25 protein-coding genes are annotated in these 26,219 nt (G+C 68.6%); 12 read left to right on the top strand and 13 right to left on the bottom strand.

Translation table 11 applies throughout. From position 1 onward, the window contains the following. Positions 1-2: 2 nt before the first annotated feature. The 7 genes from U4Z31_RS17245 to U4Z31_RS17275 all read right to left on the bottom strand — a co-directional run bounded on the left by U4Z31_RS17245 (position 3) and on the right by U4Z31_RS17275 (position 8,218). The gene (locus U4Z31_RS17245) at positions 3-920 is read right to left on the bottom strand and encodes an ABC transporter permease subunit (RefSeq protein ID WP_044848856.1); all 918 of its coding nucleotides are present in this window, start codon (positions 918-920) and stop codon (positions 3-5) included. Between the two features lie 4 nt (positions 921-924). Further along, positions 925-1,935: an ABC transporter permease subunit gene (locus U4Z31_RS17250; protein ID WP_044848855.1), complete on the bottom strand. Its 1,011-nt coding sequence runs from the start codon at positions 1,933-1,935 to the stop codon at positions 925-927. 117 nt (positions 1,936-2,052) lie between these two features. Beyond that, positions 2,053-3,681, bottom strand: a complete 1,629-nt coding sequence (locus U4Z31_RS17255; protein WP_321810929.1) for an ABC transporter substrate-binding protein — start codon at positions 3,679-3,681, stop codon at positions 2,053-2,055. 314 nt (positions 3,682-3,995) lie between these two features. Continuing rightward, the gene (locus U4Z31_RS17260; protein WP_321810930.1) at positions 3,996-5,303 is read right to left on the bottom strand and encodes an MFS transporter; all 1,308 of its coding nucleotides are present in this window, start codon (positions 5,301-5,303) and stop codon (positions 3,996-3,998) included. 188 nt (positions 5,304-5,491) lie between these two features. Beyond that, positions 5,492-5,803 carry a high-potential iron-sulfur protein gene (locus tag U4Z31_RS17265; RefSeq protein ID WP_021163765.1) on the bottom strand — a complete coding sequence of 104 codons (312 nt, stop codon included), beginning with the start codon at positions 5,801-5,803 and terminating at the stop codon, positions 5,492-5,494. A gap of 173 nt (positions 5,804-5,976) precedes the next feature. Next, entirely contained in the window at positions 5,977-7,086 is a 1,110-nt protein-coding gene (locus tag U4Z31_RS17270) for an NAD(P)/FAD-dependent oxidoreductase (RefSeq protein ID WP_321810931.1), read from the bottom strand. Between the two features lie 151 nt (positions 7,087-7,237). Beyond that, positions 7,238-8,218 carry an AAA family ATPase gene (locus U4Z31_RS17275; RefSeq protein WP_044848851.1) on the bottom strand — a complete coding sequence of 327 codons (981 nt, stop codon included), beginning with the start codon at positions 8,216-8,218 and terminating at the stop codon, positions 7,238-7,240. A 227-nt stretch (positions 8,219-8,445) separates the two neighbouring features. Here U4Z31_RS17275 and U4Z31_RS17280 point away from each other — a divergent pair, with 227 nt between their 5' ends. The 8 genes from U4Z31_RS17280 (at position 8,446) to U4Z31_RS17320 (ending at position 16,643) form a co-directional block, all read left to right on the top strand. Further along, positions 8,446-9,174, top strand: coding sequence for a nitroreductase (locus U4Z31_RS17280; protein ID WP_321810932.1), 729 nt, complete (start codon positions 8,446-8,448; stop codon positions 9,172-9,174). 147 nt (positions 9,175-9,321) lie between these two features. After that, the gene (locus tag U4Z31_RS17285; RefSeq protein ID WP_321810933.1) at positions 9,322-9,810 is read left to right on the top strand and encodes a hypothetical protein; all 489 of its coding nucleotides are present in this window, start codon (positions 9,322-9,324) and stop codon (positions 9,808-9,810) included. A gap of 5 nt (positions 9,811-9,815) precedes the next feature. Further along, complete coding sequence (locus U4Z31_RS17290; protein WP_124486665.1) at positions 9,816-10,631, top strand: endonuclease/exonuclease/phosphatase family protein; 816 nt, start codon at positions 9,816-9,818, stop codon at positions 10,629-10,631. A 359-nt stretch (positions 10,632-10,990) separates the two neighbouring features. Next, a complete protein-coding gene (locus U4Z31_RS17300; protein WP_059535031.1) occupies positions 10,991-11,761 on the top strand; it encodes a ferredoxin--NADP reductase in 771 nt (256 codons plus the stop codon). A gap of 416 nt (positions 11,762-12,177) precedes the next feature. Then, positions 12,178-12,993 carry a quorum system sensor histidine kinase RqpS gene (gene rqpS / locus U4Z31_RS17305; protein ID WP_044848846.1) on the top strand — a complete coding sequence of 272 codons (816 nt, stop codon included), beginning with the start codon at positions 12,178-12,180 and terminating at the stop codon, positions 12,991-12,993. Between the two features lie 7 nt (positions 12,994-13,000). Beyond that, positions 13,001-13,657, top strand: a complete 657-nt coding sequence (rqpR, locus tag U4Z31_RS17310) for a response regulator transcription factor RqpR (protein ID WP_044848845.1) — start codon at positions 13,001-13,003, stop codon at positions 13,655-13,657. Between the two features lie 214 nt (positions 13,658-13,871). Then, positions 13,872-15,278 carry an amino acid permease gene (locus U4Z31_RS17315; protein ID WP_321810934.1) on the top strand — a complete coding sequence of 469 codons (1,407 nt, stop codon included), beginning with the start codon at positions 13,872-13,874 and terminating at the stop codon, positions 15,276-15,278. Between the two features lie 339 nt (positions 15,279-15,617). Continuing rightward, on the top strand, positions 15,618-16,643 hold the full coding sequence (locus U4Z31_RS17320) for an XdhC family protein (protein ID WP_044848843.1): 1,026 nt from the start codon (positions 15,618-15,620) through the stop codon (positions 16,641-16,643). Positions 16,644-16,809: 166 nt separating this feature from the next. Here U4Z31_RS17320 and U4Z31_RS17325 read toward each other — a convergent pair whose 3' ends face one another. The 6 genes from U4Z31_RS17325 to fliE all read right to left on the bottom strand — a co-directional run bounded on the left by U4Z31_RS17325 (position 16,810) and on the right by fliE (position 21,006). Further along, positions 16,810-17,544: a PepSY-associated TM helix domain-containing protein gene (locus tag U4Z31_RS17325; RefSeq protein ID WP_321810935.1), complete on the bottom strand. Its 735-nt coding sequence runs from the start codon at positions 17,542-17,544 to the stop codon at positions 16,810-16,812. A 370-nt stretch (positions 17,545-17,914) separates the two neighbouring features. Further along, on the bottom strand, positions 17,915-18,235 hold the full coding sequence (locus U4Z31_RS17330; protein WP_044848841.1) for an EscU/YscU/HrcU family type III secretion system export apparatus switch protein: 321 nt from the start codon (positions 18,233-18,235) through the stop codon (positions 17,915-17,917). Then, entirely contained in the window at positions 18,232-19,626 is a 1,395-nt protein-coding gene (locus tag U4Z31_RS17335) for a flagellar hook-length control protein FliK (protein ID WP_321810936.1), read from the bottom strand. The genes U4Z31_RS17330 and U4Z31_RS17335 overlap by 4 nt, the downstream gene beginning before the upstream one ends. Before the next feature lie 75 nt (positions 19,627-19,701). Then, on the bottom strand, positions 19,702-20,034 hold the full coding sequence (locus tag U4Z31_RS17340; RefSeq protein ID WP_044849239.1) for a flagellar protein FliT: 333 nt from the start codon (positions 20,032-20,034) through the stop codon (positions 19,702-19,704). After that, a complete protein-coding gene (gene fliS / locus U4Z31_RS17345; RefSeq protein WP_044849240.1) occupies positions 20,031-20,465 on the bottom strand; it encodes a flagellar export chaperone FliS in 435 nt (144 codons plus the stop codon). The genes U4Z31_RS17340 and fliS overlap by 4 nt, the downstream gene beginning before the upstream one ends. Before the next feature lie 196 nt (positions 20,466-20,661). Continuing rightward, positions 20,662-21,006 (bottom strand): flagellar hook-basal body complex protein FliE, encoded by a 345-nt coding sequence (gene fliE, locus U4Z31_RS17350; protein WP_044849241.1) that lies wholly within the window; start codon positions 21,004-21,006, stop codon positions 20,662-20,664. A 251-nt stretch (positions 21,007-21,257) separates the two neighbouring features. Here fliE and fliF point away from each other — a divergent pair, with 251 nt between their 5' ends. From fliF to fliI, 4 genes are read left to right on the top strand one after another with little or no spacing between them, the layout of a single operon-like run. Beyond that, positions 21,258-23,021: a flagellar basal-body MS-ring/collar protein FliF gene (gene fliF, locus U4Z31_RS17355; protein ID WP_044849242.1), complete on the top strand. Its 1,764-nt coding sequence runs from the start codon at positions 21,258-21,260 to the stop codon at positions 23,019-23,021. After that, complete coding sequence (gene fliG / locus U4Z31_RS17360; RefSeq protein WP_321810937.1) at positions 23,011-24,006, top strand: flagellar motor switch protein FliG; 996 nt, start codon at positions 23,011-23,013, stop codon at positions 24,004-24,006. The genes fliF and fliG overlap by 11 nt, the downstream gene beginning before the upstream one ends. Beyond that, positions 23,999-24,682: a flagellar assembly protein FliH gene (fliH, locus tag U4Z31_RS17365; protein ID WP_321810938.1), complete on the top strand. Its 684-nt coding sequence runs from the start codon at positions 23,999-24,001 to the stop codon at positions 24,680-24,682. The genes fliG and fliH overlap by 8 nt, the downstream gene beginning before the upstream one ends. Beyond that, complete coding sequence (gene fliI / locus U4Z31_RS17370; RefSeq protein ID WP_321803198.1) at positions 24,676-26,217, top strand: flagellar protein export ATPase FliI; 1,542 nt, start codon at positions 24,676-24,678, stop codon at positions 26,215-26,217. Before fliH ends, fliI begins: the two co-directional genes overlap by 7 nt. Positions 26,218-26,219: the final 2 nt, after the last annotated feature.

Here is a 26,219-nt window from a genome sequence, read left to right on the forward strand (position 1 = left end):
GGTCACGCCATCCGCTTCAGTTTGGGATCGAGCGCGTCGCGCAGCCCGTCGCCGAGCAGGTTGATCGCGAGCACCGAAATCAGGATCGACAGGCCGGGCATCGTCACGATCCACCATGCGTTGTCGATGTAGTCGCGCGCGGACGCGAGCATCGCGCCCCACTCGGCGGTCGGCGGCTGCACGCCGAGGCCGAGGAAGCCGAGCGCGGCCGCGTCGAGGATGGCCGACGAGAAGCCGAGCGTCGCCTGCACGATCAGCGGCGCCGTGCAGTTCGGCAGCACCTGCGAGAACATCAGGCGCAGCGTGCCGGCACCGGCCACGCGCGACGCCGTCACGTACTCCTTCTGCAGCTCGCCGAGCGCGGATGCGCGCGTGAGACGCACGTAGGCCGGCAGCGCGACGATCGCGATCGCGAACATCGTGTTGGTGAGGCCCGGGCCGATGATCGCGACGACCGCGACCGCGAGCAGCAGCGACGGCAGCGCGAGCAGCACGTCCATGATGCGCATCACGGGCGTGTCGGCCCACTTCTGGAAGAACGCGGCGATCAGCCCGAGCACGATGCCGGGGATCAGCGCGAGCACGACCGACACGAAGCCGATCCAGAACGACATGCGCGCGCCGAACATCAGGCGCGAAAGGATGTCGCGGCCCGCTTCGTCGGTGCCGAGGATGAACTGCCAGTTGCCGCCCGCGAGCCATGCGGGCGGGATCTTCACGTAGTCGCGGTATTGCTCGACCGGGCTGTGCGGCGCGATCAACGGCGCGAACAGCGCGACGAGGATCAGCACCAGCACGACGATGCCGGCGCCGACGGCGCCGCGGTTGCGCGAGAAATTGGCCCAGAACTCGCGCAGCGCGAGCGCACGGCCGCCGGCCGGCGCGGATTCGCTCGGCAGGGTGTTTTGCAGATTGCTCATGGGATTACCTCGTGTGGCGGATGCGCGGATTCAGCACGCCGTACAGCAGGTCGACGACCAGGTTCACGACGATCACGAGCGTCGCGATCAGCAGGATGCCGCCCTGGACGACCGGATAGTCGCGGCGGCCGATCGCATCGATCAGCCACTTGCCGACACCGGGCCACGAAAAGAGCGTCTCGGTCAGCACGGCGCCGGCCAGCAGCGTGCCGATCTGCAGGCCGATCACGGTGACGACCGGGATCAGCGCATTGCGCAGCGCATGCACGACGACCACGCGCACGGGCGACAGCCCCTTCGCGCGCGCCGTGCGGATGTAGTCCTCGCGCAGCACTTCGAGCATCGACGAGCGCGTCATCCGCGCGATCACCGCGAGCGGGATCGTGCCGAGCACGATCGCCGGCAGGATCAGGTGGCTGACCGCCGATTTGAACGCGCCTTCGTCGGGTGCGAGCAGCGCGTCGATCAGCATGAAACCGGTCGGATGCGGGAAATCGTATTCGACCGCGATGCGGCCCGACACGGGCGTCCAGCCGAGGTACGACGAAAACACCATGATGAGGATCAGCCCCCACCAGAAGATCGGCATCGAGTAGCCGGTGAGCGCGGTGCCCATCACGCCGTGATCGACGACCGAGCCGCGCCGCAGCGCGGCGATCACGCCGGCCGGCAGCCCGACCGCGAGCGCGAACACGAGCGCGCACAGCGACAGTTCGACGGTCGCCGGGAAGCGCGCGAAGAATTCGCCCGCGACGCTGGTGTTGGTGATGATCGACGTGCCGAGGTCGCCATGCAGCGCCCGGCCGATGTAGTGGATGTACTGCAGCGGCAGCGGCTGGTCGAGCCCGAGGCGTTTCATGGCCTCCGCATGCATCGCGGGATCGACGCCACGCTCGCCCATCATCACTTCGATGGGGTCGCCCGGTATCAGGTGAATCAGCGCAAACGCCAGGATGGTGATGCCGATGAAGGTCGGGATCACCATGCCCACGCGGCGCAACACGAATGTGAACATGATGCGTCTCGTATTTTCTTGTGGGAAATGTACGACCGGCGACGAGGGGCTTTTGGCCCCTCGTCGCCGGATGATTTCAAGCCGGTCTTCTCAAGACGACAGCTTACGCCAGGCCGGTTACTTCACGCTGACACCGTCGAAACGCGCATAGCCGAGCGGCTCGATGCGCATGTCGACCACGTTCTTGCGTACCGGCTGGTAGACCGTCGAGTTCGCGATCGGCGAGAACGGCAGCTGCTGCGCGAAGATCTGCTGGGCCTGCGTGTAGATCTTCGTGCGCGCGTCCTGGCCCGTCGTCGTGCGACCCTTCTGGATCAGCTCGTCGAACGGCTTGTAGCACCAGTGCGAGAAGTTGTTGCCCTTGATCGCCTCGCAGCCGAGCAGCGTGCCGAGCCAGTTGTCGGGGTCGCCGTTGTCGCCCGTCCAGCCGATCAGCATCGTGTCCTGCTCGCCCGTGTGCGCGCGCTTGATGTACTCGCCCCACTCGTACGTGACGATCTTCGCCTTCACGCCGATCTTCGCCCAGTCGGCCTGGATCATCTCGGCCATCAGGCGGGCGTTCGGGTTGTATGCGCGCTGCACCGGCATCGCCCACAGCGTGATGTCGAAACCGTTCGGATAGCCGGCCTTCGCGAGCAGCGCCTTCGCCTTCTCGGTGTCGTTCGGGGCCATCTTCAGGTTCTTGTCGTACGACCATTGGGTCGGCGGCATCGGCGCGCTGGCGGCCTGGCCGGCACCCTGATAGACGGATTCGAGAATCGCCTTCTTGTTGATCGCCATGTCGAGCGCCTGACGCACTTCGAGCTTGTCGACCGGCTTGTGCTCGACGTTGTACGCGAGGTAGCCGAGGTTGAAGCCCGGCTGCGACGGCATGTCGATGCCCGAGTCGGCCTTCAGCGCCGCGATGTCGGCCGGACGCGGATAGCTCATCACCTGGCACTCGTTGCGCTTGATCTTCTGCACGCGCACGCCCGGGTCGGGCGTGATCGAGAAGATCAGCTTCGACAGCTTCACCGCGCCCTTCTTCCAGTAATCAGGATTGCCATCGAAACGGATCGTCGCGTCCTTCGTATAGCTGCGGAAGATGAACGGGCCCGTGCCGACCGGCTTCTGGTTGATGTCGGCGGCCTTGCCGGCCTTCATCAGCTGGTCGCCGTATTCGGCCGACAGGATCGACGCGAATTCCATCGCCATGTTCTGGATGAACGGCGCGTTCGGCTCGGACAGCGTGAACTTCACGGTGTACGGATCGACCTTCTCGATCTTCGTGATCAGCTTGTCGAGGCCCATGTCGGTGAAGTACGGGAACGACACCGGGTAGGCCTTGCGGAACGCATTGTTCGGATCGAGCATGCGCTCGAACGAGAACACGACGTCGTCCGCGTTGAATTCACGCGTCGGCTTGAAGAAGTCGGTCGTGTGGAACTTCACGCCATGACGCAGGTGGAACGTGTACACCTTGCCGTCGGACGAGACGTCCCACTTCTCGGCGAGGCCGGGCTCGACCTTGGTGCCGCCGCGCTCGAATTCGACGAGGCGGTTGTAGACGGTGAACGTGGCGGCGGTGAAATCGACGCCGGTCGTGAATTGCGCGGAATCAAAACCCGCCGGGCTGCCTTCTGAGCAGTAGACGAGCGTTTTGTTCGGGATCTGTGCGAATGCAGAACCCGCGACGCCGAGCGATGCCGCTGCCACGCCTGCGATGGCGGTAACACGCAGGGTGTGCAACAGACGGTTGTATTCCATGTTTCCTCCAGGTCTCCAGATCGGAACCGGTCCCCCTGGGGGCCGGGTACGCGGATATTACTTGAGCTAGCGATTTTGCAACAAGCTGGAGAAAAAACTCTTCTAGACGCGCATCCACGCGGGTTTTTGCCGATGTCTTACGCACGCGAAAAGTGCCTCTGCGCGCGCGAGCGGCCATTTCGTTCATCCCGCGCATGTTTCGTTCGACAACTAAACAATTCGGGCGCGAACGCAGAGGGTTGTCGCGCCGTGTTCGCAGCCAGGCCGCACATCGTTGCGGCTTCCGAAACGATGCATGCGATGCAATGCAACCGTCAGGCCGGCGCGTCGAGATCCGCGCTGCGCGCGGGCACGAACGCGACCGCGACGATCGACAGTGCGATTCCCGCCATCACGTAATAGGTCGGTGCGAGCGGCGTGCCCGTCACCTTAATCAGCCACGTGACGATGAACTGCCCGAAACCGCCGAACAGCATCACCGCGACGTTGTACGCGATCGACAGCCCGGTCGAGCGCACGTTGGCCGGGAACAGCTCGGCGATCATCGCGCCGAACGGCCCGTAATAGCCGGCGAGCGTCACCGACAGCAAGGCCTGCACCACGATCAGCCGCGCGATGCTCGGCGCCGCGTCGAGCCACGCGAACAGCGGATACATCAGCACGAGCGTCAGCCCGAGCGACCATAGCGACAGCCCCTTGCGGCCAATGCGGTCCGACCATGCGCCCGCGACCGGCGACAGCACCATCAGCAGCAGGTTGCCGATGATCACCGCATAGAACGATTGCGCATACGGCAGCTTCAGCTGCTTCACCGCGAAGGTCGGCAGATAGCTGATCAGCACGTAGACCGTCACCGTCAGCGCGATCACCGAGCCGAGCCCGCACAGCACCTCGCGCGGATGGCGCGTGAACACTTCGCCGAGCGTTGCGCGGCGTGCGCTTTGCTGCGCATGCAGGAACGCTTCGGAATCGGCGAGATGACGGCGGATGTAGAAACCGATCGGGCCGATCACGAGCCCGAGGATGAACGGCACGCGCCAGCCCCAGCTGCGCAGCGCGTCGTGCGACAGCCCGCGCGTGACGGCCGCGCCGACGAGCGCGCCGATCAGCAGCGCGCCCGCCTGGCTCGCCATCTGCCAGCTGCCGTAGAAGCCGCGTTTCGAGAACGGCGCGGCTTCGATCAGCAGCGCCGTTGCGCTGCCGAATTCGCCGCCCGCCGAGAAGCCCTGCAACAGGCGGCCGAGCACGATCAGGAGCGGGCCGCCGATGCCGATCGCCGCATAGGGCGGCGCGATCGCGAGCAGGAAGATGCCGGCCGTCATCAGCAGGATCACGAGCGACAGCGCGGCCTTGCGGCCCGCGCGGTCGGCGTACAGCCCGAACACGATGCCGCCGATCGGGCGCATGAAGAACGCGACGCCGAAGGTCGCGGTGGTCAGGAGCAGCGACGAGTATTCGCTGGTCGTCGGGAAGAACAGTTCGGCGATCACGACGGTCATGAAGCCGAATACCGTGAAGTCGTACCACTCGAGCGCGTTGCCGATCACGGCGGCGACTACCGCGCGGCGGTTCAGCGCGCGCTCGGGCCGGATCGTTTTCGTTGAATTCGCAATCGTCGCCATGCGAGCCTCGTTCTCGTGAATCCGCCGTATCGGGCGCGGCGCGCGGAGAGCCCGCGGCGCGTTGGTTTGCAGCGAGTGTAGAAAGCGACGGAACCGTTTTCAAGCATAAAAAACGCCCGCCATCGTCCGATGGCGGGCGTTTTGCGGTTTTCGCCACATTGCGGCATCGCACGATGCCGCCGCGGGCATCAACCCATCTTCGAGAATGCGCTGCACCAGCCCTTCGCCGATACCTGCTTGCCCGGGAATGCACCGCACGGGCCCGACGCCGAGCCCTTCTTGCCCTGGTACAGCATGCAGGCCGCGCAATCCTGGCCCGCTGCGTATTTCGGATACTTCGTCTTGTCGACCTTCGTCGCATCGGCCTTGTAGCCGAGCGCCACGGCGGTCGGATCCGTTTCCGACAGCATCGGCGCATCGGCCAGCGCTTCGCGCGACAGCGCCAGCGCGGACACGGCGCCGATGCTCGTGATCAGGAAACTCCGACGGGATGTTTTCATGGGGGACTCGCTCCAACGTTATCGGTTTGAAAGCCGTTCTGTCGACGGCCGTACGACAGAATAACGCTCAAGCGCATCAATGTGCGCGCCGAAATGCCGGAGATAAGGGATTTCACACGGGGTCTCGCCCGGGGTTTCGCACGGCCGGCCCGCACGGATGCGGGCCGTGAGCGTCAGCCATGCGACGTCATGTCGGCGACGCGCTGCGCGAGCGCGAGCGACGCGGTCAGCCCCGGCGACTCGATGCCGAACAGGTTCACGAGGCCGCGCACGCCGTGCTGCGCCGTGCCCTGCACGATGAAGTCGGCCGGCGGCTCGCCGGGCCCCGCGAGCTTCGGCCGGATCCCCGCGTAGGCCGGCTGCAGCGCGTCGTCCGGCAGGTCGGGCCAGTACGTGCGGATCGACGTGTAGAACGCCGGCGCGCGCGCCGGATCGACTTCGTAGCGCAGCGCATCGACCCACTCGACGTCCGGGCCGAAGCGCGCCTGCCCGGCGAGATCGAGCGTCAGATGCACGCCGAGCCCCGCGCGGTCGGGCATCGGATAGACGAGATGCGAGAACGGCGCGCGCCCGGACAGGCTGAAGTAGTTGCCGCGCGCGAGATAGAGCGGCGGCACCCAGCGCGGATCGAGGCCGCGCGTGCGGCGTGCGAGCGCCTGCGCGCCGAGGCCCGCGCTGTTGATCACGCACGCGGCCTCGATTTCGGTCGGCGCGTCGCCGCCGGTGCGCACGACGAAGCGGCCGCCGCGCAACACGTCGATCGACTCGACCGGGGATTTCAGCGCGCACACCGCGCCGTCGCGCTCCGCGTCGCCGAGCAGCGCGAGCATCAGCTGGTGACTGTCGACGATGCCGGTGCTCGGCGAAAACAGCGCCTCCACGCAATCGAGCGCGGGCTCGAGCGTCTGCGCCTCGGTGCGCGTGAGCGGCATCAGGTCGAGCACGCCGTTTTCCGCCGCGCGCGCGGCGATCGCCTTCAACTGCTTCACCTGCGCGGTGCTCGTCGCGACGAGCAGCTTGCCCACGCGCCGGTGCGGCACGTGACGCGTCTCGCAGAACTCGTACAGCAGGTCGCGCCCGCGCACGCACGACATCGCCTTCAGCGAGCCGCGCGCGTAGTAGAGCCCCGCGTGAATCACCTCGCTGTTGCGCGAGCTCGTGCCCGTGCCGATGGCGTCGGCCGCCTCGAGCACGATCGTTTCGCGTCCGCGCGCGGCCAGCTCCCGCGCAATCGCAAGACCGACGACACCCGCGCCGATCACCACACAATCCATCTGCTCCATGGCGTTTCGCGTCGCTCACGCGTCGAGGGGAGAGAAGAGAATTGTACGTCCCGGTTCGCCCGCCTGCCGAACGCGCTTGCATCGGCATGTCGCGTGCGCCGCGCCGCACGGCGCGACGCGCGCAGGCCGCGGCGAGGCGCGCGCCGCCGGCTCAGAACCCGATCGGCCGGCGCTTCGCCGCGCCCTCGTCGGCGCGGATGTCGGACGGTGCGATCACGTCCCGGCCGTCGAGCCGCGCGGCGCCGAACGCATGCAGCAGCGCACGGCGCATCGTGCGCGGCGGCGTCGCGGCCAGCACGTCGAGCGCGTCGTCGTCGAGCGTGTCGGGGAAGCGCCGCCCCCACGCGTGCGACGTGCGGATCTCGTCGTAGATCGTCTGCGCGATCCGGCGCGCGCCGGCCGCGTCCGGCGGCGCGATCTCGTACACGTTCATCCGGTTCAGCAGCGGCTCCGGAATCGCCTGCGCATCGTTCGCGGTCGCGACCCAGATCACGTTGCCCGCATCGATCGGCACCTCGGCGAATTCGTCGACGAACGCGCGCGCGGTGTCGTGCTCGAGCAACGCGTACAGCGCGCCGAGCGGATCGTATTGCGCGTCGCTGCCCGCCTTGTCGATCTCGTCGACCGCGATCACCGGGTTCGCGTAGCTGCCGTTGACGAGCGCTTCGAACACCTTGCCGGGCTTCGCGTTCTTCCATTGCGACGACGCGCCCGACAGGATCCAGCCGGCCGTCAGCGAACTCATCGGCACGTAGTGGTACGCGGTGCCGAGCAGCTGCGCGAGCGCCTTCGCGAAATGCGTCTTGCCGATGCCGGGCGGCCCGAGCAGCAGGATCGGCATCAGTTCGAGCCGGTCGTCGGTCTCGAGGCACAGCGCGACCTGCTTGCGCACGTCGTCGAGGGGCTCGGTGAAATTGGGCAGCGCGTCGCCGAGTTCGTCGAACGACGGCATCCGGTTCGGCTTCACGCAAAAGCGCAGATTGCCGGTCTTGAGCATCCGCTCGTAGGTAGCGCGCAGTGCGTCGCTCGCGCTCTCGTTCAGCTCGTTCAACGCGGTCTCGACCTGCTCGAGGTCGTACACCGTGCTGAAGGACGCCACCGCCAGTTCCTGTTTCACCATCGCCGTCGTCATACCAACCTCGCCACTGCTGCCGTCACTCGATCATCAGACCCTTACGATTTCAGTGTAGCGATCCCGCATCGGCGTGCAAGCAAGCAGCCACCGCGGTCTGCTGCTAACACCGTGCGCGCGCTGCGGCGTCGCGCCGCGCGGCGTATGATCGATGATTCACCGGCCGTCGCGCCGGCCTCGCCACGGCGCCCGCGCGGCGCCGCGCGCTTCGTCTCGAAGGGTTGCCGATGTCCGTCCCCGCTGCTGTCTCGCGCGTCGATCCCGACGCGATCCACGCCGTCGACGCTGTCGACGCCGCGCTCAAGTCGCGCCGCGCGATTCGCGCGTTCCTGCCGACGCCCGTGCCGCGCGACACGCTCGAGGCAATCCTCGAAGCCGCGAGCCGCGCGCCGTCGGGCACCAACATCCAGCCGTGGCACGTGTACGTCGCGACCGGCGCGACCCGCGACGCGCTCGCCGCGGCCCTCACCGCGGCATACGACGATCCGGCGCGCGACGAGAAATACGTCGCCGAGTACGACTACTATCCGCGCGAATGGGTGCCCCCGTACATCGACCGGCGCCGCAAGGTCGGCTGGGACCTGTATGGTCTGTTGAACATCGGCCGCGACGAAAAGGCCCGCATGCACGCGCAGCATGCGCGCAACTTCCGCTTCTTCGATGCGCCGGTCGCGCTGTTCTTCACGCTCGACCGCGTGATGACGCACGGCGCATGGCTCGACTGCGGGATGTTCCTGCAGGGCGTGATGACGGCCGCGCGCGCACGCGGCCTCGACACCTGCCCGCAAGCCGCGTTCGTGCCGTTCCACCGGATCGTCGCCGAGCATCTCGGCATCCCGGCCAACGAGCAACTCGTGTGCGGGATGTCGCTCGGCCATGCGGACCCGCACGCGATCGAGAACCGCCTCGTGACCGAGCGCGCGAGCGTCGCCGAGTTCGCGCGCTTTTTCGCTTGAAAACGCGTGACGCGCACCTACCTTTCGATCAGGACCAGATCGTGCTGCGAACCCGCGGCGACGCATCGTGTCACGCGACCGTCCGGATCGATCGGGCGTAAGATGTGCGTCCGTTCCCCGCTACCCCCGCGTTTCCGGAGAAGTTTCATGCTGAAACACGGCCTGGCCGTCCTGCTCGCGAGCGCCGCGCTCGCGGCCCATGCGCAGAGCGCCGCACCGGCAGCCGTCGCATGGGAGATCCAGGTGGTGCGCGACGGTCAGACGATCGACACGTTCCAGCAACGCACCACCGTCGGTCAGACCCGCACCGACACCCATCGCTATCCGTCCGCCGTGCCCGTCGGGTGCGGCAACGCCGCGCGCGTCGTGCCGACCGAGCGCTCGCGCTCGGTGACGGTCGCGCCGCTCACCGTCGACGACGCCGCCCGCACCGTGTCGCTCGCGCTCGACGTGCAGGAAACCCTCGACGACGAAAACGCGACGCGCAACGATCCGTGCGTGCCCGCGTCGCCGCGGCAGATCGTCGCGAGCCATCCGGGGCTGTCGGTCGGCGACGACGCATGGACCGACTGGACGCTCGTCGAGCAGCGCCCGCATCTCGTCTACCGCGTGCGCGCGCACGTCGCGAAGGACTGAGCGCCATGTCCGCCGACGCCCTGTCCCTGCCGTTCGCCGAACCGCACGCCGCGCCCGACGAAATCACCGCGGTCAGCTGGAACCTGCACAAGGGCCGCTCGCCGCTCGGCTTCACCGCATGGAACGCGATGCGCAACTGGATGCAGTCGACGCACGCCGACGTGTATTTCCTGCAGGAAGCGATGGCGCGCCGCATGCCGCGCCCGATGCTCGCCCCCGGCTTCGGCGCGCCGATGGACGACGCGGTCGACGACGTATGGCACTGCCAGGCCACCGAGATCGCGCAGGCGCTCGACTGGCAGATCGCGCTCGGACCGAACGTGTTCAAGCCGTCGTGGCGGCACGGCAACGCGATCCTGTCGCCGCACCCGCTCGACCTCGGCGGCCGCTGGGACATCTCCGCGCACCGCTTCGAGCGGCGCGGGCTGCTGGTCGCGCGCGCGACGCTCGCCGGCGCGCGGCCCGTCACGCTCCTGTGCGCGCACCTCGCGCTCACGCGTGCGGCGCGGCTGCGCCAGATGCACTGGATCGCGCACTGGATCGTGCGCAACGCGGGCGACGACCCGCTCGTGCTCGCCGGCGACTTCAACGACTGGCGCAACGATTCGGTCGCGCTGTTCGCCGAGATCGGGCTGTCCGAAGTCGCGACGCTGCTCGGCGAGTCGGGCCGCACGTTCCCCGCGTTCTCCCCGGCGCTCGCACTCGACAAGATGTTCGTGCGCGGGCTGACGCCGCTCGAATGGCAGGCGCCGTCCGGCGAAACCGCGTGGCTGTCGGACCACCTGCCGTATATCGCGCGGCTGCGCCTCGATTCGCAGTGACGCGGCAGCACCGCATGCCCGCGACGACCTGCGCGCGTATCGCGGCGGCCGGTTCACCTGCCTGACCGGCTCGAAAGCGTGCGCGTTCCGGACCCGCGTGTTCGCGGCGCGAAGCTCGCTGCCGATTACTGAAAGCTGTTTGCAAGATTCCGTTGCGCCAAATCCGCGCAGCCACGCGGGTCAAGCCCGCATCTGCCCCAAGCAGGGTAAAATAAAGAGTTCCTCAAACGTCTGTCATCGAGAAGGCGCGTGTCCGACGCGCCGGCCGGCCGATCCGCGATCGGGCCGACGCACTCGGTTTTTTTGCCCGTTTTTGGGCCCGTTACACGCGTCCGCTACGCGCGTCCGTTTTCAAAGCCATGAGCAAATACGACACCGCCACCGTCCAATCCGTCCATCACTGGACCGACACGCTTTTCAGCTTCACCTGCACCCGTGAGCCGAGCCTGCGCTTCAACAACGGCGAATTCACGATGGTCGGCCTCGAGGTCGACGGCAAGCCGCTCGCGCGTGCCTACTCGATCGTCAGCCCGAACTACGAAGAGCACCTCGAATTCTTCAGCATCAAGGTCCAGAACGGCCCGCTGACGTCGCGCCTGCAGCACCTGAAGGTGGGCGACTCGGTGCTGATCGGCAAGAAGCCGACCGGCACGCTCGTCGCCGACAACCTGCTGCCCGGCAAGACGCTGTGGATGCTGTCGACCGGCACGGGCCTCGCGCCGTTCATGTCGATCATCCGCGACCCGGACATCTACGAACGCTTCGACAAGGTCATCCTGACGCACACCTGCCGCCTGAAGGGCGAGCTGGCGTACATGGACTACATCAAGCACGACCTGCCGGGCCACGAGTACCTCGGCGACATCATCAAGGAAAAGCTCGTCTACTACCCGACGGTCACGCGCGAAGCGTTCGACAATGAGGGCCGGATCACCGACCTGATCGCGACGGGCAAGCTGTTCACGGACCTCGGCGTGCCGGCGTTCTCGCCGGAAAACGACCGCGTGATGCTGTGCGGCAGCACCGCGATGCTGAAGGACACGACCGACCTGCTGAAGCAGGCCGGCCTCGTCGAGGGCAAGAACAGCGCGCCGGGTCACTACGTGATCGAGCGCGCATTCGTGGACTGATCGAGCCCCGAATTTGTGCCGTATCAAGAACCGGAGCAAAAGCTCCGGTTTTTTTTCGTCCCTACTTGGCGAATTCGTAACAAACTGGGACTATTCCATGTCAAATCGTTACATTTGGATACGCGCAGCGCCGGTGCTTTCGTGTCGGTGTTTTTCCTACAGCCAGCTTCATTCCGATTATTCACATTTACCCTTAAACCTCCGTCTGACATGACCTTTTCAAAATTTTTGAGATATTATTCGGCCCGCATGGTTGGCGTCGGGACGGTCATTGAAGGGTCGGACTCAAACGTTACAAATTGTAACTTCTGTTACCTCGGCAAGGGACGATTCTCTGACGGCGACCGTCATCGAAACGGCAGCCGATCCACGCAGCCGGCCGGTGCCCGAACCGCTTTCTGACAGCAGGGAGAGTCATGGATACGTCGCTCAACGCGCCCCCGGGCGCCCACGCCCCGTTCCCGTCGCAGCCGCGCGTGCCTGGCGACGGCGCGGCAGCCCCCGTGGCCGAAGCCCTGCCCAACCGCGACACGTCCGCCGCCCGGATCGCGGCGCTGTCTCTTCAGCTGACGGCCGCCGACGAAGCGGCCCGCCGCCATCTGGCCGGCGAACTGCATGACGGGCTCGGCGCCGAACTTACCGCCGCGCGTTTCGCGCTCGCAAACGTTCAAACGTGGCTGCCGGCCGATGCGCCGGAGGGCTGCCTGCGCGCGCTCGAGCTGGCGCAGCGGTCGCTCGACGCCGCGACCGACGCCAACCGCCGGCTGATCGACGAGCGCGACACGCCGGCACTCGACGGCGGCGTCGTCGGCGCACTGTCGACGTGGGCCGACAGCCACGCGGCCCGCACTGGCCTGCGTACGAGCTTCGTCTGCGCGGCCGACGCGCGGCTCACGCAACTCGGCGGCGCCGGCGCGCTCGCGATCTTCCGTGTCGCGCAGGAAGCGCTGTCGAACGTCGCGAAGCATGCGCGCGCGGCGTCCGTCGACGTGCAGATCGACACGGACGCCACGCATCTGTCCCTGATCGTCACCGACGACGGGACCGGTTTTACCCGCAGCCGGCGCGCCGGCTACGGCCTCGCCGGGATGCGCGCACGCTGCGAGGCGTTCGGCGGCAGCTTCGACGCGCGTGCGCCGGAAGCGGGCCGCGGCACGCGCGTCATCGCGCGCTTCGCGTGGGACTCGCTGTTCGCGGTGCCGGCCGCCGCGCGCCGCGCGTCGCTTTCGTGAGGTCGTCATGAGCCTGAACATCCTGCTCGTGGACGATCATGCGATCGTCCGCCAAGGGATCCGCCACCTGCTGATCGACCGCGGTGTCGCGCGCGACGTGACCGAAGCCGAGACCGGCAGCGATGCGATGGCCGCGGTCGACCGCCAGGCCTTCGACGTGATCCTGCTCGACATCTCGCTGCCGGACGCGAACGGCATCGAGGTGCTCAAGCGCATCAAGCGCAAGCTGCCGGGCGCGCCGGTGCTGATGTTCTCGATGTACCGCGAGGATCAGTACGCGGTGCGCGCGCTGAAGGCCGGCGCCTCCGGCTACCTGTCGAAGACGGTGAATGCCGCGCAGATGATCGGCGCGATCCAGCAGGTCGCGGCCGGCCGCAAGTACGTGAGCCCGGCGATGGCCGAGGCGCTCGCCGAATACGTGTCGTTCGAGAACGAACCGCTGCCGCACGAGAAGCTGTCCGACCGCGAATACCAGACGCTCTGCATGCTCGCGTCGGGCAAGCGCCTCACCGACATCGCGAACACGCTGTCGCTGTCGGTGAAGACGGTCAGCGTGTACCGGTCGCGGCTGCTCGAGAAGATGCGGCTGTCGAACAACGCGGAACTGACGTTCTACGTGATGAGCAACCGGCTCGTCGAGATGACGCCCGCGTCGGGCGCCTGATCCGCCGGATTCACCGGAATCGCGCCGTTCACCGCGCCGGCCTGCGCCGCGCCGGCGCCGGCCGCCGAATGCTGCGCGCAAGCGCTTGTTTTGTCGGGCGATTCCGGAGCACGCCGCTGCGCCGCAGCGGGTCTTTCACGCCAAATCGGCTAAAATTGCGGGTTTTCACTCACTCGGCGCCGCCGCGCTCGCGCGCGCCGGAGACACATCCGCAATGTCCCTCTTCCGCAAGAAAAACGTCGATCGCATGATCGCCGGCGCGCACGGCGCCGGGCTCAAGAAAGCGCTCGGCGCAATCGACCTCACCTTCCTCGGCATCGGCGCGATCATCGGCACCGGCATCTTCGTGCTGACCGGCACGGGCGCCGTGCAGGCCGGCCCCGCGCTGATGCTGTCGTTCGTGATCGCCGCGATCGCATGCGGCCTCGCGGCGCTGTCGTACGCCGAATTCGCGTCGACGATTCCGGTCGCGGGCTCGATCTACACGTATTCGTACGCGACGCTCGGCGAGCTCGTCGCGTGGATCATCGGCTGGGACCTGATGCTCGAATACGGCCTCGCGGCGTCGGCCGTGTCGGTCGGCTGGTCGGGTTACCTGCAGTCGCTGCTGCAGGGCTTCGGGCTCTCGCTGCCGACCGTGCTGACGGCCGCACCCGGCGCGATTCCGGGCGTCGTCACGTGGTTCAACCTGCCGGCGTTCCTCGTGATGGTGGTGATCACGACGCTGCTGTCGATCGGCATCCGCGAGTCGACCCGCATCAACAACATCATGGTGTTCATCAAGGTGTCGGTCGTGCTGCTCGTGATCGCGGTCGGCGTGTTCCACGTGACGCCCGCGAACTGGAAGCCGTTCATGCCGCACGGCTGGAACGGCGTGTTCGGCGCTGCGGCCGTGATGTTCTTCGCGTTCATCGGCTTCGACGCGGTGTCGTCGGCGGCCGAGGAAGTGAAGAACCCGAAGCGCGACCTGCCGATCGGCATCATCGCGTCGCTCGCGGTGTGCGCGGTGCTGTACGTGACGGTCGCGGCGGTCGCGACCGGCATCGTGCCGTCGGCGCAGTACGCGAACGTGTCGCACCCGATCTCGTATGCGCTGCAGATCGCCGGCGAGACGTGGGTCGCGGGCTTCATCGACCTCGGCGCGGTGCTCGGCATGCTGACCGTGATCCTCGTGATGAGCTACGGCCAGACGCGGATCATCTTCGCGATGTCGCGCGACGGGCTGCTGCCGGCGACGCTGTCGCGCGTGCATCCGCGCTACGCGACGCCGTTCCTGACGACCTGGCTCGTCGGCCTGTTCTTCGGGCTGATCGCCGCGCTCGTGCCGCTCAACGTGCTCGCCGAGCTGATCAACATCGGCACGCTCGCCGCGTTCTCGATGGTGTCGATCGCGGTGCTGGTGCTGCGCCGCACGCACCCGGAACTGCCGCGCGCGTTCCGCTGCCCGGGCGTGCCGGTGGTGCCGATCCTCGCGGTCGGCGCGTGCCTGTTCCTGATGCTGAACCTGCAGCCCGTCACGTGGGCCGCGTTCGGCATCTGGCTCGTGATCGGCCTCGTGATCTACTTCCTGTATTCGCGGCGCCACTCGAAGCTCGCGCACGGTCACCATGACGCGCATTGACCGCCGCCGCTGCGCGCGCACACCGCGCGCAGCACGCAGCGTGTAGCGGTACGACGCCACGGCGGGCCGGCACCGGCCCCGTGCCCCCGCTCCCTCCCGCCTGAATCGTCCCCGCCCGAATCGTCCCCGCCATAGGCGCACCCGCGCGGGCGGCGCGACATGCGCCGCTTCGCCCCGCCCGCGCACGATCGCTGCCCGATCGTCGCGATTTCTTGCCCGATCGTCCGGATTTGCCGCCACGATCTGCACGCTGCCGGCACGCGCGCGCCGGGCGGTTCATAATCCCGCCATCGAACGACGGCCCGGCCCGGCGGGCCGTCCGGCAACAGGAACAGGATGATGGAAAGCGTCGATCTCGATGTACTGAAATCCAGCGCGCGCTGGCTCGACGAAGGGCGCCGCGTGCTGCTCGTGACGGTCGTGAAGACGTGGGGCTCGTCGCCGCGCCCCGAAGGCGCGATGCTCGCGGTGCGCGAGGACGGGCTCGTGGTCGGCTCCGTGTCCGGCGGATGCATCGAGGACGACCTGATCGCCCGCGTGCATGCGAGCGGGATCGCGGCCGACGCGCGCCCGGAAGCCGTCAAGTACGGCGTGACGGCCGAGGAAGCGCACCGCTTCGGGCTGCCCTGCGGCGGCACGATCCAGCTCGTGCTGGAGCCGCTCACGCGCGACAGCGGGATCGCCGCGTTGTGCGCGGAAGTCGAAGCCGGCCGCCTCGTCACGCGCACGATGACGCTCGCGACCGGGCGCGCGTCGCTGTCACCCGCGCAGGCGACCGACGGGCTCGCGTTCGACGGCGAGCGGCTCGTGACGATCCACGGGCCGCGCTACCGGATGCTCGTGATCGGCGCCGGGCAATTGTCGCGCTATCTGTGCCAGATCGCGGTCGGCCTCGACTATCAGGTGACGGTTTGCGATCCGCGCGAGGAATACACGGATGCGTGGGATGTGCCGGGCACGCGCGTCGTGCACACGATGCCCGACGACACGGTGCTCGACATGAAGCTCGACGCGCGTTCGGCCGTGATCGCGCTCACGCACGACCCGAAGCTCGACGATCTCGCGCTGATGGAGGCATTGAAGACGCCCGCGTTCTACGTGGGCGCGCTCGGCTCGCGACGCAACAATGCGGCGCGGCGCGAGCGGCTGCTCGAATTCGACCTGAGCGAGGCGGAACTTGCGCGGCTGCACGGGCCGGCCGGCATCTACATCGGCAGCCGCACGCCGCCCGAAATCGCGATCTCGATCCTCGCCGAAGTGACGGCCGCGAAGAACAACGTGTCGCTGCCGACGATCCTGCAGGTCGAGGGCGCGAAGGCCGCCCGCGAGATCGCGGCAAACGGCGGCGCGGCCTGCGGCCTCTGAGGCCCCCTCCAAACCGCTCGCTTCGCGCCAGCCCCCCAAGGAGACTTCCTTCGGGGCGGAAAACCTGGGGCGACCCGGCGTTTTCTTGACGCCGTCGCTGCGGTGCAAGGCCGCGCCGGATGGCCGTCATGCGTCGGCGGGAAACCGGCGCGCGTCGATGCCGACGTCAGGCAAGGCCCGCCGCGAGCGCGGCGGCGACCGAGCCGGCCACCAGCACGACGCCGACCGTGCGGCGCTTGTTCAGCTCCGTCCACAACAGCACGCCCGTCAGCGACAACAGGATCAGCGAACCCGCGATCGTGTCCATCAGCAGCACCCAGCCGAGATTCATGCCGACGCCGCGATGCAGGTTGTTCAGCGTCGTCAGGAACGTGTTGCCGGTGCGCTTCACCGACACGTAGCCGTTGCCGACCCAGTATTCCGCCTGCAGGTTCTGGTGCGGACCGAACAGGCCCATCTGCCAGTGCTCGGGCTGCATCACGCGCTTATCGCCCCAGGCGACCGGCTGCGCAGGCTCCTTGCGCACGCGGCCCGGCCGGCCGTCGAAGTGCAGTTCCTGCTGGAGCCACTTCGTCATCGCGGCGGGCGACTTCGGCACCGGGTCCGGCAACGCGATCTGCATCTGCTCGACCTGCGGTTCGCCGGTCGAGATCTTCAGCGGCGGCGCACGGTGGTTCAGCAGCACGCCCGTCACGCCGAACAGCAATCCGAGCACCGCGCCCCACAGTCCGACCCAGCCGTGCAACTTGCGCAGCCATTTGATGAAGGTCGCGCGGCGCGAGCGCTGGCGGCGCGCCGCCAGTTCGGCGTCGCTCAGGGGCCGTGCGGCCGGATGCAGCACGGTAACGCCCGCGGGGGGCCTGCCCGCCTGCGGCGGGGCGATCGTTTCGGGCGCGTTCACGCGAGAGTATCCATTCGTTCAAAGCAACGGGCGGCGCACGGAAAACGTACGCCGCCCGGACAGCATGAAAATGAGAATGGATATCATTACACAAATGACGCGACCGCTCAATCCGCCGGCACACGACGGAGCGGGCGAGAAAGTCCAGAGATAACCGAAAAAGCATGCTGATCGAGCGAAGATGGCGATCATTAGACGAAAAATGCCGACGAAATGATCGCGAAAGACCCGGACAGCATTTCGCAAGAAAACCGGGTAGGCGGGCGGCTGGGCGAGCTTCGGCTTCGGCTTCGGCTTCGGCTTCGGTGCGGGCGCGGGCGCGGGCGCGGGCGCGGGCGTAGGCGCAGCGCCTCAGCGCCTCAGCGACTACTCAGCGGCGCAGCGGCGGCAACGGAAAGCGCGGCGCGGCGTCACCCGGTTCGGGCTCGGTGCGATCGAGCGCATACAGCCACGCGAGCAGATCCGCGACGGCCTGGTAAAGCTGCGGCGGAATCCGGTCGTCGAGGTCGACCTGCATCAGCAGCGACACCATCTCCGGCGCGGTATGCACGTACAGCCCCGCATCACGGGCGCGCGCGACGATCATCTCGGCGAGCAGGCCATACCCCTTCGCGACCACGCGCGGCGCGGCATCGCCGCCTTTCGGATCGTAGACGAGCGCGGCCGCGCGCTTGCGCGACGTCATGCTCATCGCGGCACCTCGTCGTCGGCGCCCGGCATGCCGCCAGCCGCACTGCGCGCATACGCGGCAGCGGCGGCCTGCGCGACGAGCGGATCGAAGCCGTCCGGCTCGTCGCCGACCGCGCGGATCGACAGTCCGCCGAGCTGCAGGCCCGATCCCTCGAACCGTTGCCGCAACGTCGCCTCGTTTCGCGTGAGCCGGTCGGCGCCGGCCGAATTCGCGCGCAGCCGCGCGACGAGCTGCTTGCCGTTCAACACCAGTTCCGCGTCGACCGTGCCGAGCGACGGCAACGTGAGCGTCAGCCGGGTGCGCCAGGCGATCCCGTCCCCCGTGTCGTCGCCGCCGCGCGACGCGCGGCCGCCCGGCTCGTCGGGCTCGATCGTCCAGTCGAGCCGCGCGCCGGGCCATGCCTCGCCCGCCCAGCGAAACTGGTCCGTCGCGAGTGCGTCGAGCTGCTGCCGGACGATCGGCACGGCGGCCGGATGCACGGGAGCCGATGCCTGCGCCTGCGGATCGGCCGACGCGGCGGCCAGTTCGGCGCGCGCCGGCGTCCAGCGCGGGTCGGGATGGTCGCCGAGCGGGTCGGTCAGCGCGGCCGTGCCCGACGCGGTACCCGGCCGGGAGGCCGGCTGCGCGTTCGGCACAGGCTCGTGCGGCACTGCACCGCCCGGCGCGGGCGCGCCCGGCTGTATGGCGAATCGCGGCGCGGCCGCCGGCAACGGCAGACGCGGCGCGAGCAGTTCGTCGAGCACATCGGGCGCATCGTGCTGCGCGGCATCCGGGGCGGGCTGCACCGGCACGGTCGTGAGGCGCGCCTGCGGTTCGCGCATCAGCGCGGCGAGCGGGCGCTGGCCGGCCAGCCACTGCGCGAGATGGGATTCGTAGAAGAGGCCGCTTTCGCTCACGGCCTGCGCGAGCGCCGCGCGCAGCGCCGCGACGGGCGGTGCGGCAGCCGCAGCGCGCGTGGCCGCGACGTCGGACGCGGGCGACGCGGTTGAAGAAGTGCTGGAAGAAGCGGTGTAGGAAGCAGTGGAAGAAGCGGCGGCCGAAGCGGCCGGATCGGAGGCGCTCTGCCCGACCGGCGGCGCGGTCGCCGCGACGCCCAGCAGCACGGAAGGGTCGGCCAGCAGCGGCGTGCGCCCGGCGATCACGGGCGTCGCGACACCGCCCGAGCGCGAGATCGCATCGAGCACGAGCGCGACATCGGACAGCGCCGTCTGCGCGGACGCCGGCGGCGCGGCCGGCGTGGCCCCCGTCGCGGGCTGCAACGACGCGCCGGCACCCGGCGTGCCGACTTGCGCGGTCGCGCCGCCGCCGGCGGGCGCCGTCACGGTGCCGGCCAGCAGGCTGTCGAGGCGGCTCGCCAGCAGGGCGGCCGCAACGGAGTCGATACCGGTCATGATCGAAGCCTGCTCACCTCAGCCACATCGTTGCGAAGCCGGGCACGCGGCTACCGCCGCCCCGGCAAACGGGCACTATCCGCGAGCGCGGTAGAGATCGGTCAATACCTCGGTCGAGCGCCGCGCCTCGAACAGCGCGGACAACCGCGCGACTTCCGGGCTCGCGAGATCGCGGATCGCGGCGTCGTCGGCGAGGATGCGGCGAATCAGCGCGAGCTTGCGGCCGAGGTCCGCTTCGTCGAGCGCGACGCCCGGAGCGGCCGCCTTCAATCCGTCGACGAGCCTCAGGAATTCGGCCTGCAACTCCGGCAGCGCCCGCCAGTCCGCGCCGCGCGCCGCGCACAGCATGCGGCCGGATACGGCCGCGAGCGCCTCGTAGCGAGCGAAGTATTCGGCCTTGAGATTCATCGCGCCGCGCCCGCCGCCTGTTGCGCGGCCATGCGCGCGACTTCCGGAGCGATGCCCGTCCATGCTTCCTCGAGCGTCGCGAGCAGCCCGTCGACCTCGACCAGCATCGCGTCGCTCGCGTGCATGTTGGCTTCCAGCAGGCGCCGGCCGATATAGGTGTACAGCGCGTCGAGGCGCTCGGCGATCTGGCCGCCCGCGTCGCGATTCAGCGACACCTGCAGGCCGTTCTCGACGATCCCGATCGCCTTGCCGATCGCTTCGCCGCGTGCGGACACGTTGCCCTGCTGCAAATGCATGCGCGCGAGCGCGATGGCCTGCCGCGCGCCCTGATACAGCATCGCGATCAGCCGGTGCGGGGAGGCGCCCATCACCCCCGTCTCGACGCCGACACGCGCGTACGCACTGGCTCCAGCGTGTCCTGGGGAAAACATGCGCTTCTCCTTGTGATGCGTTGGCTATGCGGTGGCCGCCGCCTTGCGATGCACGACGCGGCCTCGTTCCAGAGTTATCGGAACGGAATTGGAAAGCTTTAGGTGCGCGGGCCGCCGGCGCGGCAGGCAGGCTGCTCGCCTGGGCGGCTGCCCCGGGAAGCCCGTCGCCGGTTGCCCGTCGCCGGTTGCCCGCGGGTCAAACCGACATCTGCATGATGTCGTTGTACGCGCTCACCAGCTTGTTGCGGACCTGGAGCCCGAACTGGAAGCCGATGTTGGCCTTCTGCATGTCGACCATCACGTCGTTCAGCGACACGTTCGCCGCGCCGACCTCGAACGCGTGCGCCTCGCCGAGCGCGTGCTGCTGGTCGCCGCTGATCTTGTCGAGCGACGCCTTCATCGCGCTCGCGAACGTGCCGGCCGTCGCGGCGCCCGAGCCGGCGAGCGCTGCCGCCGGGCTCCCGACGCCGCCACTCGCCTGCGCGGCCATCGCCTGCATCTGTTGCAACACCGAACCGATTCCGCTCACGTTGGCAGCCATGCTGTCCCCAGACCTGTAAGAGATGAGACCCGGGCACACCGGGCGTTTCCGACGGCGCCGCACGACGCGCACCATGCCGGATCGCGAAAAAGGATAGCAGCGCGGCGCGCGCCAAAGCCGCGAAAGTACGGGGGAAACCCCGCTCTTTTCGGTCGATCGGAGTCGCGCCCGGGTCCCGATAATCGCATCGTGTCATTGTCCGTCCGCTCGTCCGAGCGGCTCAGTCGTCCCGCTCCGGAGAAACTCCACGCATGGATTCGCAGGCCAACTCGCTGATCAACCCCGACGCCCGCACGGGCCTCGCCAGCCCGGTGCCAGGCGCCACCGCGGCCGCCGCGTTGCCGGGAGCAGGCGGCGCCGGCGCGGACTTCGGGTTCGGCGGCTTCGCGGAACGCATCCCCGGCATCTCGCGGATGAAGGGCAACCCGAAGCTGCCGTTCGTGATCGCGGTCGCGTTCGCCGTCGCCGCGATCACCGCGCTCGTGCTGTGGAGCCGCGCGCCCGACTATCGCGTGCTGTACAGCAACCTGTCGGACCGCGACGGCGGCGCGATCATCACCGCGCTCCAGCAGGCAAACGTTCCCTACAAGTTCGCCGACGCGGGCGGCGCGATCCTGGTGCCGTCGAACCAGGTGCACGAAACGCGCCTGAAGCTCGCCGCGATGGGCCTGCCCAAGGGCGGCTCGGTCGGCTTCGAGCTGATGGACAACCAGAAATTTGGCATCAGCCAGTTCGCGGAGCAGGTGAACTACCAGCGCGCGCTCGAAGGCGAGCTGCAGCGCACGATCGAGTCGATCAACGCGGTGAAAACGGCGCGCGTGCATCTCGCGATCCCGAAGCCGTCGGTGTTCGTGCGCGACAAGGAAGCGCCGAGCGCGTCGGTGTTCGTCGACCTCTACCCGGGCCGCGTGCTCGACGAGGGCCAGGTCCAGGCGATCACGCGGATGGTGTCGTCCGGCGTGCCCGACATGCCGGCCAAGAACGTGACGATCGTCGACCAGGACGGCAACCTGCTGACCCAGACGGCGTCGGCCTCCGGCCTCGACGCGAGCCAGCTCAAGTACGTGCAGCAGGTCGAGCGCAACACGCAGAAGCGCATCGACGCGATCCTCGCGCCGATCTTCGGCGCCGGCAACGCGCGCTCGCAGGTCAGCGCCGACGTCGATTTCTCCAGGCTCGAGCAGACCTCGGAAAGCTACGGCCCGAACGCCTCGCCACAGCAGACCGCGATCCGCAGCCAGCAGACCAGCACGGCCACCGAACTCGCGCAGGGCGGCGCCTCGGGCGTGCCGGGCGCGCTGTCGAACACGCCGCCGCAGCCGGCCTCCGCGCCGATCGTCGCCGGCAACGGCCAGAGCGGGCCGCAGTCGACGCCCGTCAGCGACCGCAAGGACCAGACGACCAACTACGAACTCGACAAGACGATCCGCCACGTCGAGCAGCCGATGGGCAACGTGAAGCGGCTGTCGGTCGCCGTCGTCGTCAATTACCAGCCGGTGGCCGACGCGAAGGGCCACGTGACGATGCAGCCGCTGCCACCCGCGAAGCTCGCGCAGATCGAGCAGCTCGTGAAGGACGCGATGGGCTACGACGAGAAGCGCGGCGACTCGGTGAACGTCGTGAACAGCGCGTTCTCGACCGCGAGCGATCCGTACGCCGACCTGCCGTGGTGGCGCCAGCCGGACATGATCGCGATGGCGAAGGAAGCCGCGAAGTGGCTCGGCATCGCGGCGGCCGCGGCGGCGCTCTATTTCATGTTCGTGCGCCCGGCGATGCGCCGCGCGTTCCCGCCGCCCGAGCCGGCCGCGCCGGCGCTCGCGGCGCCGGAGGATGCGGTCGTGCTCGACGGCCTGCCCGCCCCGGACAAGGCCGACGAGCCCGATGCGCTGCTGCTCGGCTTCGAGAACGAAAAGAACCGCTACGAACGCAACCTCGACTACGCGCGCACGATCGCCCGCCAGGATCCGAAGATCGTCGCCACCGTCGTGAAGAACTGGGTGTCCGATGAACGCTGAAGGCCTGACCAAGAGCGCGCTGCTGCTGATGTCGATCGGCGAGGAAGAGGCCGCTGAAGTATTCAAGTTCCTCGCGCCGCGCGAGGTGCAGAAGATCGGCGCCGCGATGGCCGCGCTGAAGAACGTCACGCGCGAGCAGGTCGAGGACGTGCTGCAGGAGTTCGCGAGGGAAGCCGAGCAGCACACCGCGCTGTCGCTCGATTCGAGCGAGTACATCCGCTCGGTGCTGACCAAGGCGCTCGGCGAGGACAAGGCCGGCGTGCTGATCGACCGGATCCTGCAGGGCAGCGACACGAGCGGCATCGAGGGCCTGAAGTGGATGGACTCGGGCGCGGTGGCCGAACTGATCAAGAACGAGCATCCGCAGATCATCGCGACCATCCTCGTGCATCTCGACCGCGACCAGGCGTCCGAGATCGCATCGTGCTTCACCGAGCGGCTGCGCAACGACGTGCTGCTGCGGATCGCGACGCTCGACGGCATCCAGCCGGCCGCGCTGCGCGAGCTCGACGACGTGCTGACCAGCCTGCTGTCCGGCAGCGACAACCTGAAGCGCAGCCCGATGGGCGGCATCCGCACCGCGGCCGAGATCCTGAACTTCATGACGAGCAATCATGAGGAAGGCGTGCTCGAAAGCGTGCGCCAGTACGACGCGGAGCTCGCGCAGAAGATCATCGACCAGATGTTCGTGTTCGAGAACCTGCTCGACCTCGAGGATCGCGCGATCCAGATGGTGCTGAAGGAAGTCGAGTCGGAAACGCTGATCATCGCGCTGAAGGGCGCGCCGCCCGCGCTGCGCCAGAAGTTCCTCGCGAACATGTCGCAACGCGCGGCCGAACTGCTCGCCGAGGATCTCGACGCGCGCGGCCCGGTGCGCGTGTCCGAAGTCGAGACGCAGCAGCGCCGCATCCTGCAGATCGTGCGCAATCTCGCCGAAAGCGGCCAGGTCGTGATCGGCGGCAAGGCGGAAGACGCGTATGTCTGATTCCGCGCGCGAGCCCGCCGGCACCCTCACCGCGTACCAGCGGTGGGAGATGGCGTCGTTCGATCCGCCGCCGCCCCCGCCGCCGCCCGACACTGCCGCAGCGGCCGCCGCCGCGCTCGCCGCGGACCTGCAGCGCGTGCGCGACGCCGCGCATGCCGAAGGCCATGCGGCCGGTCACGTCGAAGGCCAGGCGCTGGGTTATCAGGCCGGTTTCGACCAGGGCCGCGAGCAGGGTTTCGAAGCCGGCCAGGCCGAAGCCCGCAAACAGGCCGCGCAGCTCGCGGCGCTCGCCGCGTCGTTCCGCGAAGCCGTGTCGAGCATCGAGCACGATCTCGCGTCCGACCTCGCGCAGCTCGCGCTCGACATCGCGCAGCAGGTCGTGCGCCAGCACGTGAAGCACGATCCGGCCGCGCTCGTCGCGGCGGTGCGCGACGTGCTCGCCGCCGAACCGGCGCTGTCCGGCGCGCCGCATCTCGCGGTGAATCCGGCCGACCTGCCCGTCGTCGAAGCCTATCTGCAGGACGAGCTCGATACGCTCGGCTGGAACGTGCGCACCGACGCGTCGATCGAGCGCGGCGGCTGCCGCGCGCACGCCGCGACGGGCGAGGTCGACGCGACGCTGCCCACCCGCTGGCAGCGCGTCGCCGCCGCGATCGGCAAGGTGAGCGCATGGTGACGCCCACGCCCGAATCGATCCTGCACGACGGAATGACGCCGCTCGAGCGCGAACTCGCGCTCGCGTCGTTCGGCCCCGACGGTCCGCACGACACCGCGCACGACGCGCCGGCACACGCGACGGAGGCCGCCTGCGACACGCCGCGCGCGCCGCACAATCCGCATCTCGCGCACTGGCGCACGCACCTGAACGGGCTCGCGACACGCAGCCACCGCGCGCTGCCGCTGCGGCCGTGCGGGCGCCTCACGCGCGCCGCGGGCCTCGTGCTCGAGGCGATCGGGCTGCGCCTGTCGGTCGGCGCCGAATGCACGATCGAATTGCCGCCCGGCAGCACGCTGCCGCACGCGGAAGCGGAAGTCGTCGGGTTCTCCGGCGATCGCCTGTTCCTGATGCCGACCACCGACGTCGCCGGCGTCCTGCCCGGCGCGCGCGTATGGCCGCTGGAGGCCGCGCCCGTCGCCGATCCGCTCGCGGGCGCCAAGCGGCTGCCGGTCGGCTGGGAAATGCTCGGGCGCGTCGTCGACGCGTCGGGCCGCCCGCTCGACGGCCTCGGCCCGCTTGGGTCGAAGGTCGATGCGCCGCTGTCCGCGCCGTCGATCAACCCGCTCGATCGCGAGCCGATCCACCACGTGCTCGACGTCGGCGTGCGCGCGATCAACGGCCTGCTCACCGTCGGCCGCGGGCAGCGGATGGGCCTGTTCGCAGGTTCCGGCGTCGGCAAGTCGGTGCTGCTCGGCACGATGGCGCGCTACACCAGCGCGGAAGTGATCGTGATCGGGCTGATCGGCGAACGCGGCCGCGAAGTGAAGGAATTCATCGAACAGATCCTCGGCGAGGACGGGCTCGCGCGCTCGGTCGTCGTCGCGGCGCCGGCCGACGTGTCGCCGCTGCTGCGGATGCAGGGCGCCGCCTACGCGACGTCGCTCGCCGAGTATTTCCGCGACCAGGGCAAGCACGTGCTGCTGCTGATGGATTCGCTGACGCGCTACGCGATGGCGCAGCGCGAGATCGCGCTCGCGATCGGCGAGCCGCCCGCGACCAAGGGTTATCCGCCGTCGGTGTTCGCGAAGCTGCCCGCGCTCGTCGAGCGCACCGGCAACGGGCCCGAAGGCGGCGGCTCGATCACCGCGTTCTACACGGTGCTGACCGAAGGCGACGACCAGCAGGACCCGATCGCCGACTCGGCGCGCGCGATCCTCGACGGCCACGTCGTGCTGTCGCGCGCGCTCGCCGAGGCCGGCCACTATCCGGCGATCGACATCGAGGCGTCGATCAGCCGCGCGATGACCGCGCTGATCGACGAACCGCATCTCGACCGCGTTCGGCAGTTCAAGCAGATGCTGTCGCGCTACCAGCGCAATCGCGACCTGATCGCGGTCGGCGCCTATGCGCCCGGCCGCGACGCGCAGCTCGACCGCGCGATCGCGCTCTACCCGCGCATCGAATCGTTCCTGCAGCAGGGCTTTCGCGAATGCGCACCGTTCGAATCGAGCCTCGCCGCGCTCGATGCGCTGTTCGACGTACACGGAGGCTGATC

This window comes from Burkholderia sp. BCC1985, assembly GCF_905339915.1.
Taxonomy (GTDB): domain Bacteria; phylum Pseudomonadota; class Gammaproteobacteria; order Burkholderiales; family Burkholderiaceae; genus Burkholderia.

Bases quoted from the DNA above. Each gene is read 5' to 3' on its own strand.
- U4Z31_RS17245 (WP_044848856.1), bottom strand. From the start codon at position 920: ATGAGCAATCTGCAAAACACCCTGCCGAGCGAATCCGCGCCGGCCGGC.
- U4Z31_RS17250 (WP_044848855.1), bottom strand. From the start codon at position 1,935: ATGTTCACATTCGTGTTGCGCCGCGTGGGCATGGTGATCCCGACCTTC.
- U4Z31_RS17255 (WP_321810929.1), bottom strand. From the start codon at position 3,681: ATGGAATACAACCGTCTGTTGCACACCCTGCGTGTTACCGCCATCGCA.
- U4Z31_RS17260 (WP_321810930.1), bottom strand. From the start codon at position 5,303: ATGGCGACGATTGCGAATTCAACGAAAACGATCCGGCCCGAGCGCGCG.
- U4Z31_RS17265 (WP_021163765.1), bottom strand. From the start codon at position 5,803: ATGAAAACATCCCGTCGGAGTTTCCTGATCACGAGCATCGGCGCCGTG.
- U4Z31_RS17270 (WP_321810931.1), bottom strand. From the start codon at position 7,086: ATGGAGCAGATGGATTGTGTGGTGATCGGCGCGGGTGTCGTCGGTCTT.
- U4Z31_RS17275 (WP_044848851.1), bottom strand. From the start codon at position 8,218: ATGACGACGGCGATGGTGAAACAGGAACTGGCGGTGGCGTCCTTCAGC.
- U4Z31_RS17280 (WP_321810932.1), top strand. From the start codon at position 8,446: ATGTCCGTCCCCGCTGCTGTCTCGCGCGTCGATCCCGACGCGATCCAC.
- U4Z31_RS17285 (WP_321810933.1), top strand. From the start codon at position 9,322: ATGCTGAAACACGGCCTGGCCGTCCTGCTCGCGAGCGCCGCGCTCGCG.
- U4Z31_RS17290 (WP_124486665.1), top strand. From the start codon at position 9,816: ATGTCCGCCGACGCCCTGTCCCTGCCGTTCGCCGAACCGCACGCCGCG.
- U4Z31_RS17300 (WP_059535031.1), top strand. From the start codon at position 10,991: ATGAGCAAATACGACACCGCCACCGTCCAATCCGTCCATCACTGGACC.
- rqpS (WP_044848846.1), top strand. From the start codon at position 12,178: ATGGATACGTCGCTCAACGCGCCCCCGGGCGCCCACGCCCCGTTCCCG.
- rqpR (WP_044848845.1), top strand. From the start codon at position 13,001: ATGAGCCTGAACATCCTGCTCGTGGACGATCATGCGATCGTCCGCCAA.
- U4Z31_RS17315 (WP_321810934.1), top strand. From the start codon at position 13,872: ATGTCCCTCTTCCGCAAGAAAAACGTCGATCGCATGATCGCCGGCGCG.
- U4Z31_RS17320 (WP_044848843.1), top strand. From the start codon at position 15,618: ATGGAAAGCGTCGATCTCGATGTACTGAAATCCAGCGCGCGCTGGCTC.
- U4Z31_RS17330 (WP_044848841.1), bottom strand. From the start codon at position 18,235: ATGAGCATGACGTCGCGCAAGCGCGCGGCCGCGCTCGTCTACGATCCG.
- U4Z31_RS17335 (WP_321810936.1), bottom strand. From the start codon at position 19,626: ATGACCGGTATCGACTCCGTTGCGGCCGCCCTGCTGGCGAGCCGCCTC.
- U4Z31_RS17340 (WP_044849239.1), bottom strand. From the start codon at position 20,034: ATGAATCTCAAGGCCGAATACTTCGCTCGCTACGAGGCGCTCGCGGCC.
- fliS (WP_044849240.1), bottom strand. From the start codon at position 20,465: ATGTTTTCCCCAGGACACGCTGGAGCCAGTGCGTACGCGCGTGTCGGC.
- fliE (WP_044849241.1), bottom strand. From the start codon at position 21,006: ATGGCTGCCAACGTGAGCGGAATCGGTTCGGTGTTGCAACAGATGCAG.
- fliF (WP_044849242.1), top strand. From the start codon at position 21,258: ATGGATTCGCAGGCCAACTCGCTGATCAACCCCGACGCCCGCACGGGC.
- fliG (WP_321810937.1), top strand. From the start codon at position 23,011: ATGAACGCTGAAGGCCTGACCAAGAGCGCGCTGCTGCTGATGTCGATC.
- fliH (WP_321810938.1), top strand. From the start codon at position 23,999: ATGTCTGATTCCGCGCGCGAGCCCGCCGGCACCCTCACCGCGTACCAG.
- fliI (WP_321803198.1), top strand. From the start codon at position 24,676: ATGGTGACGCCCACGCCCGAATCGATCCTGCACGACGGAATGACGCCG.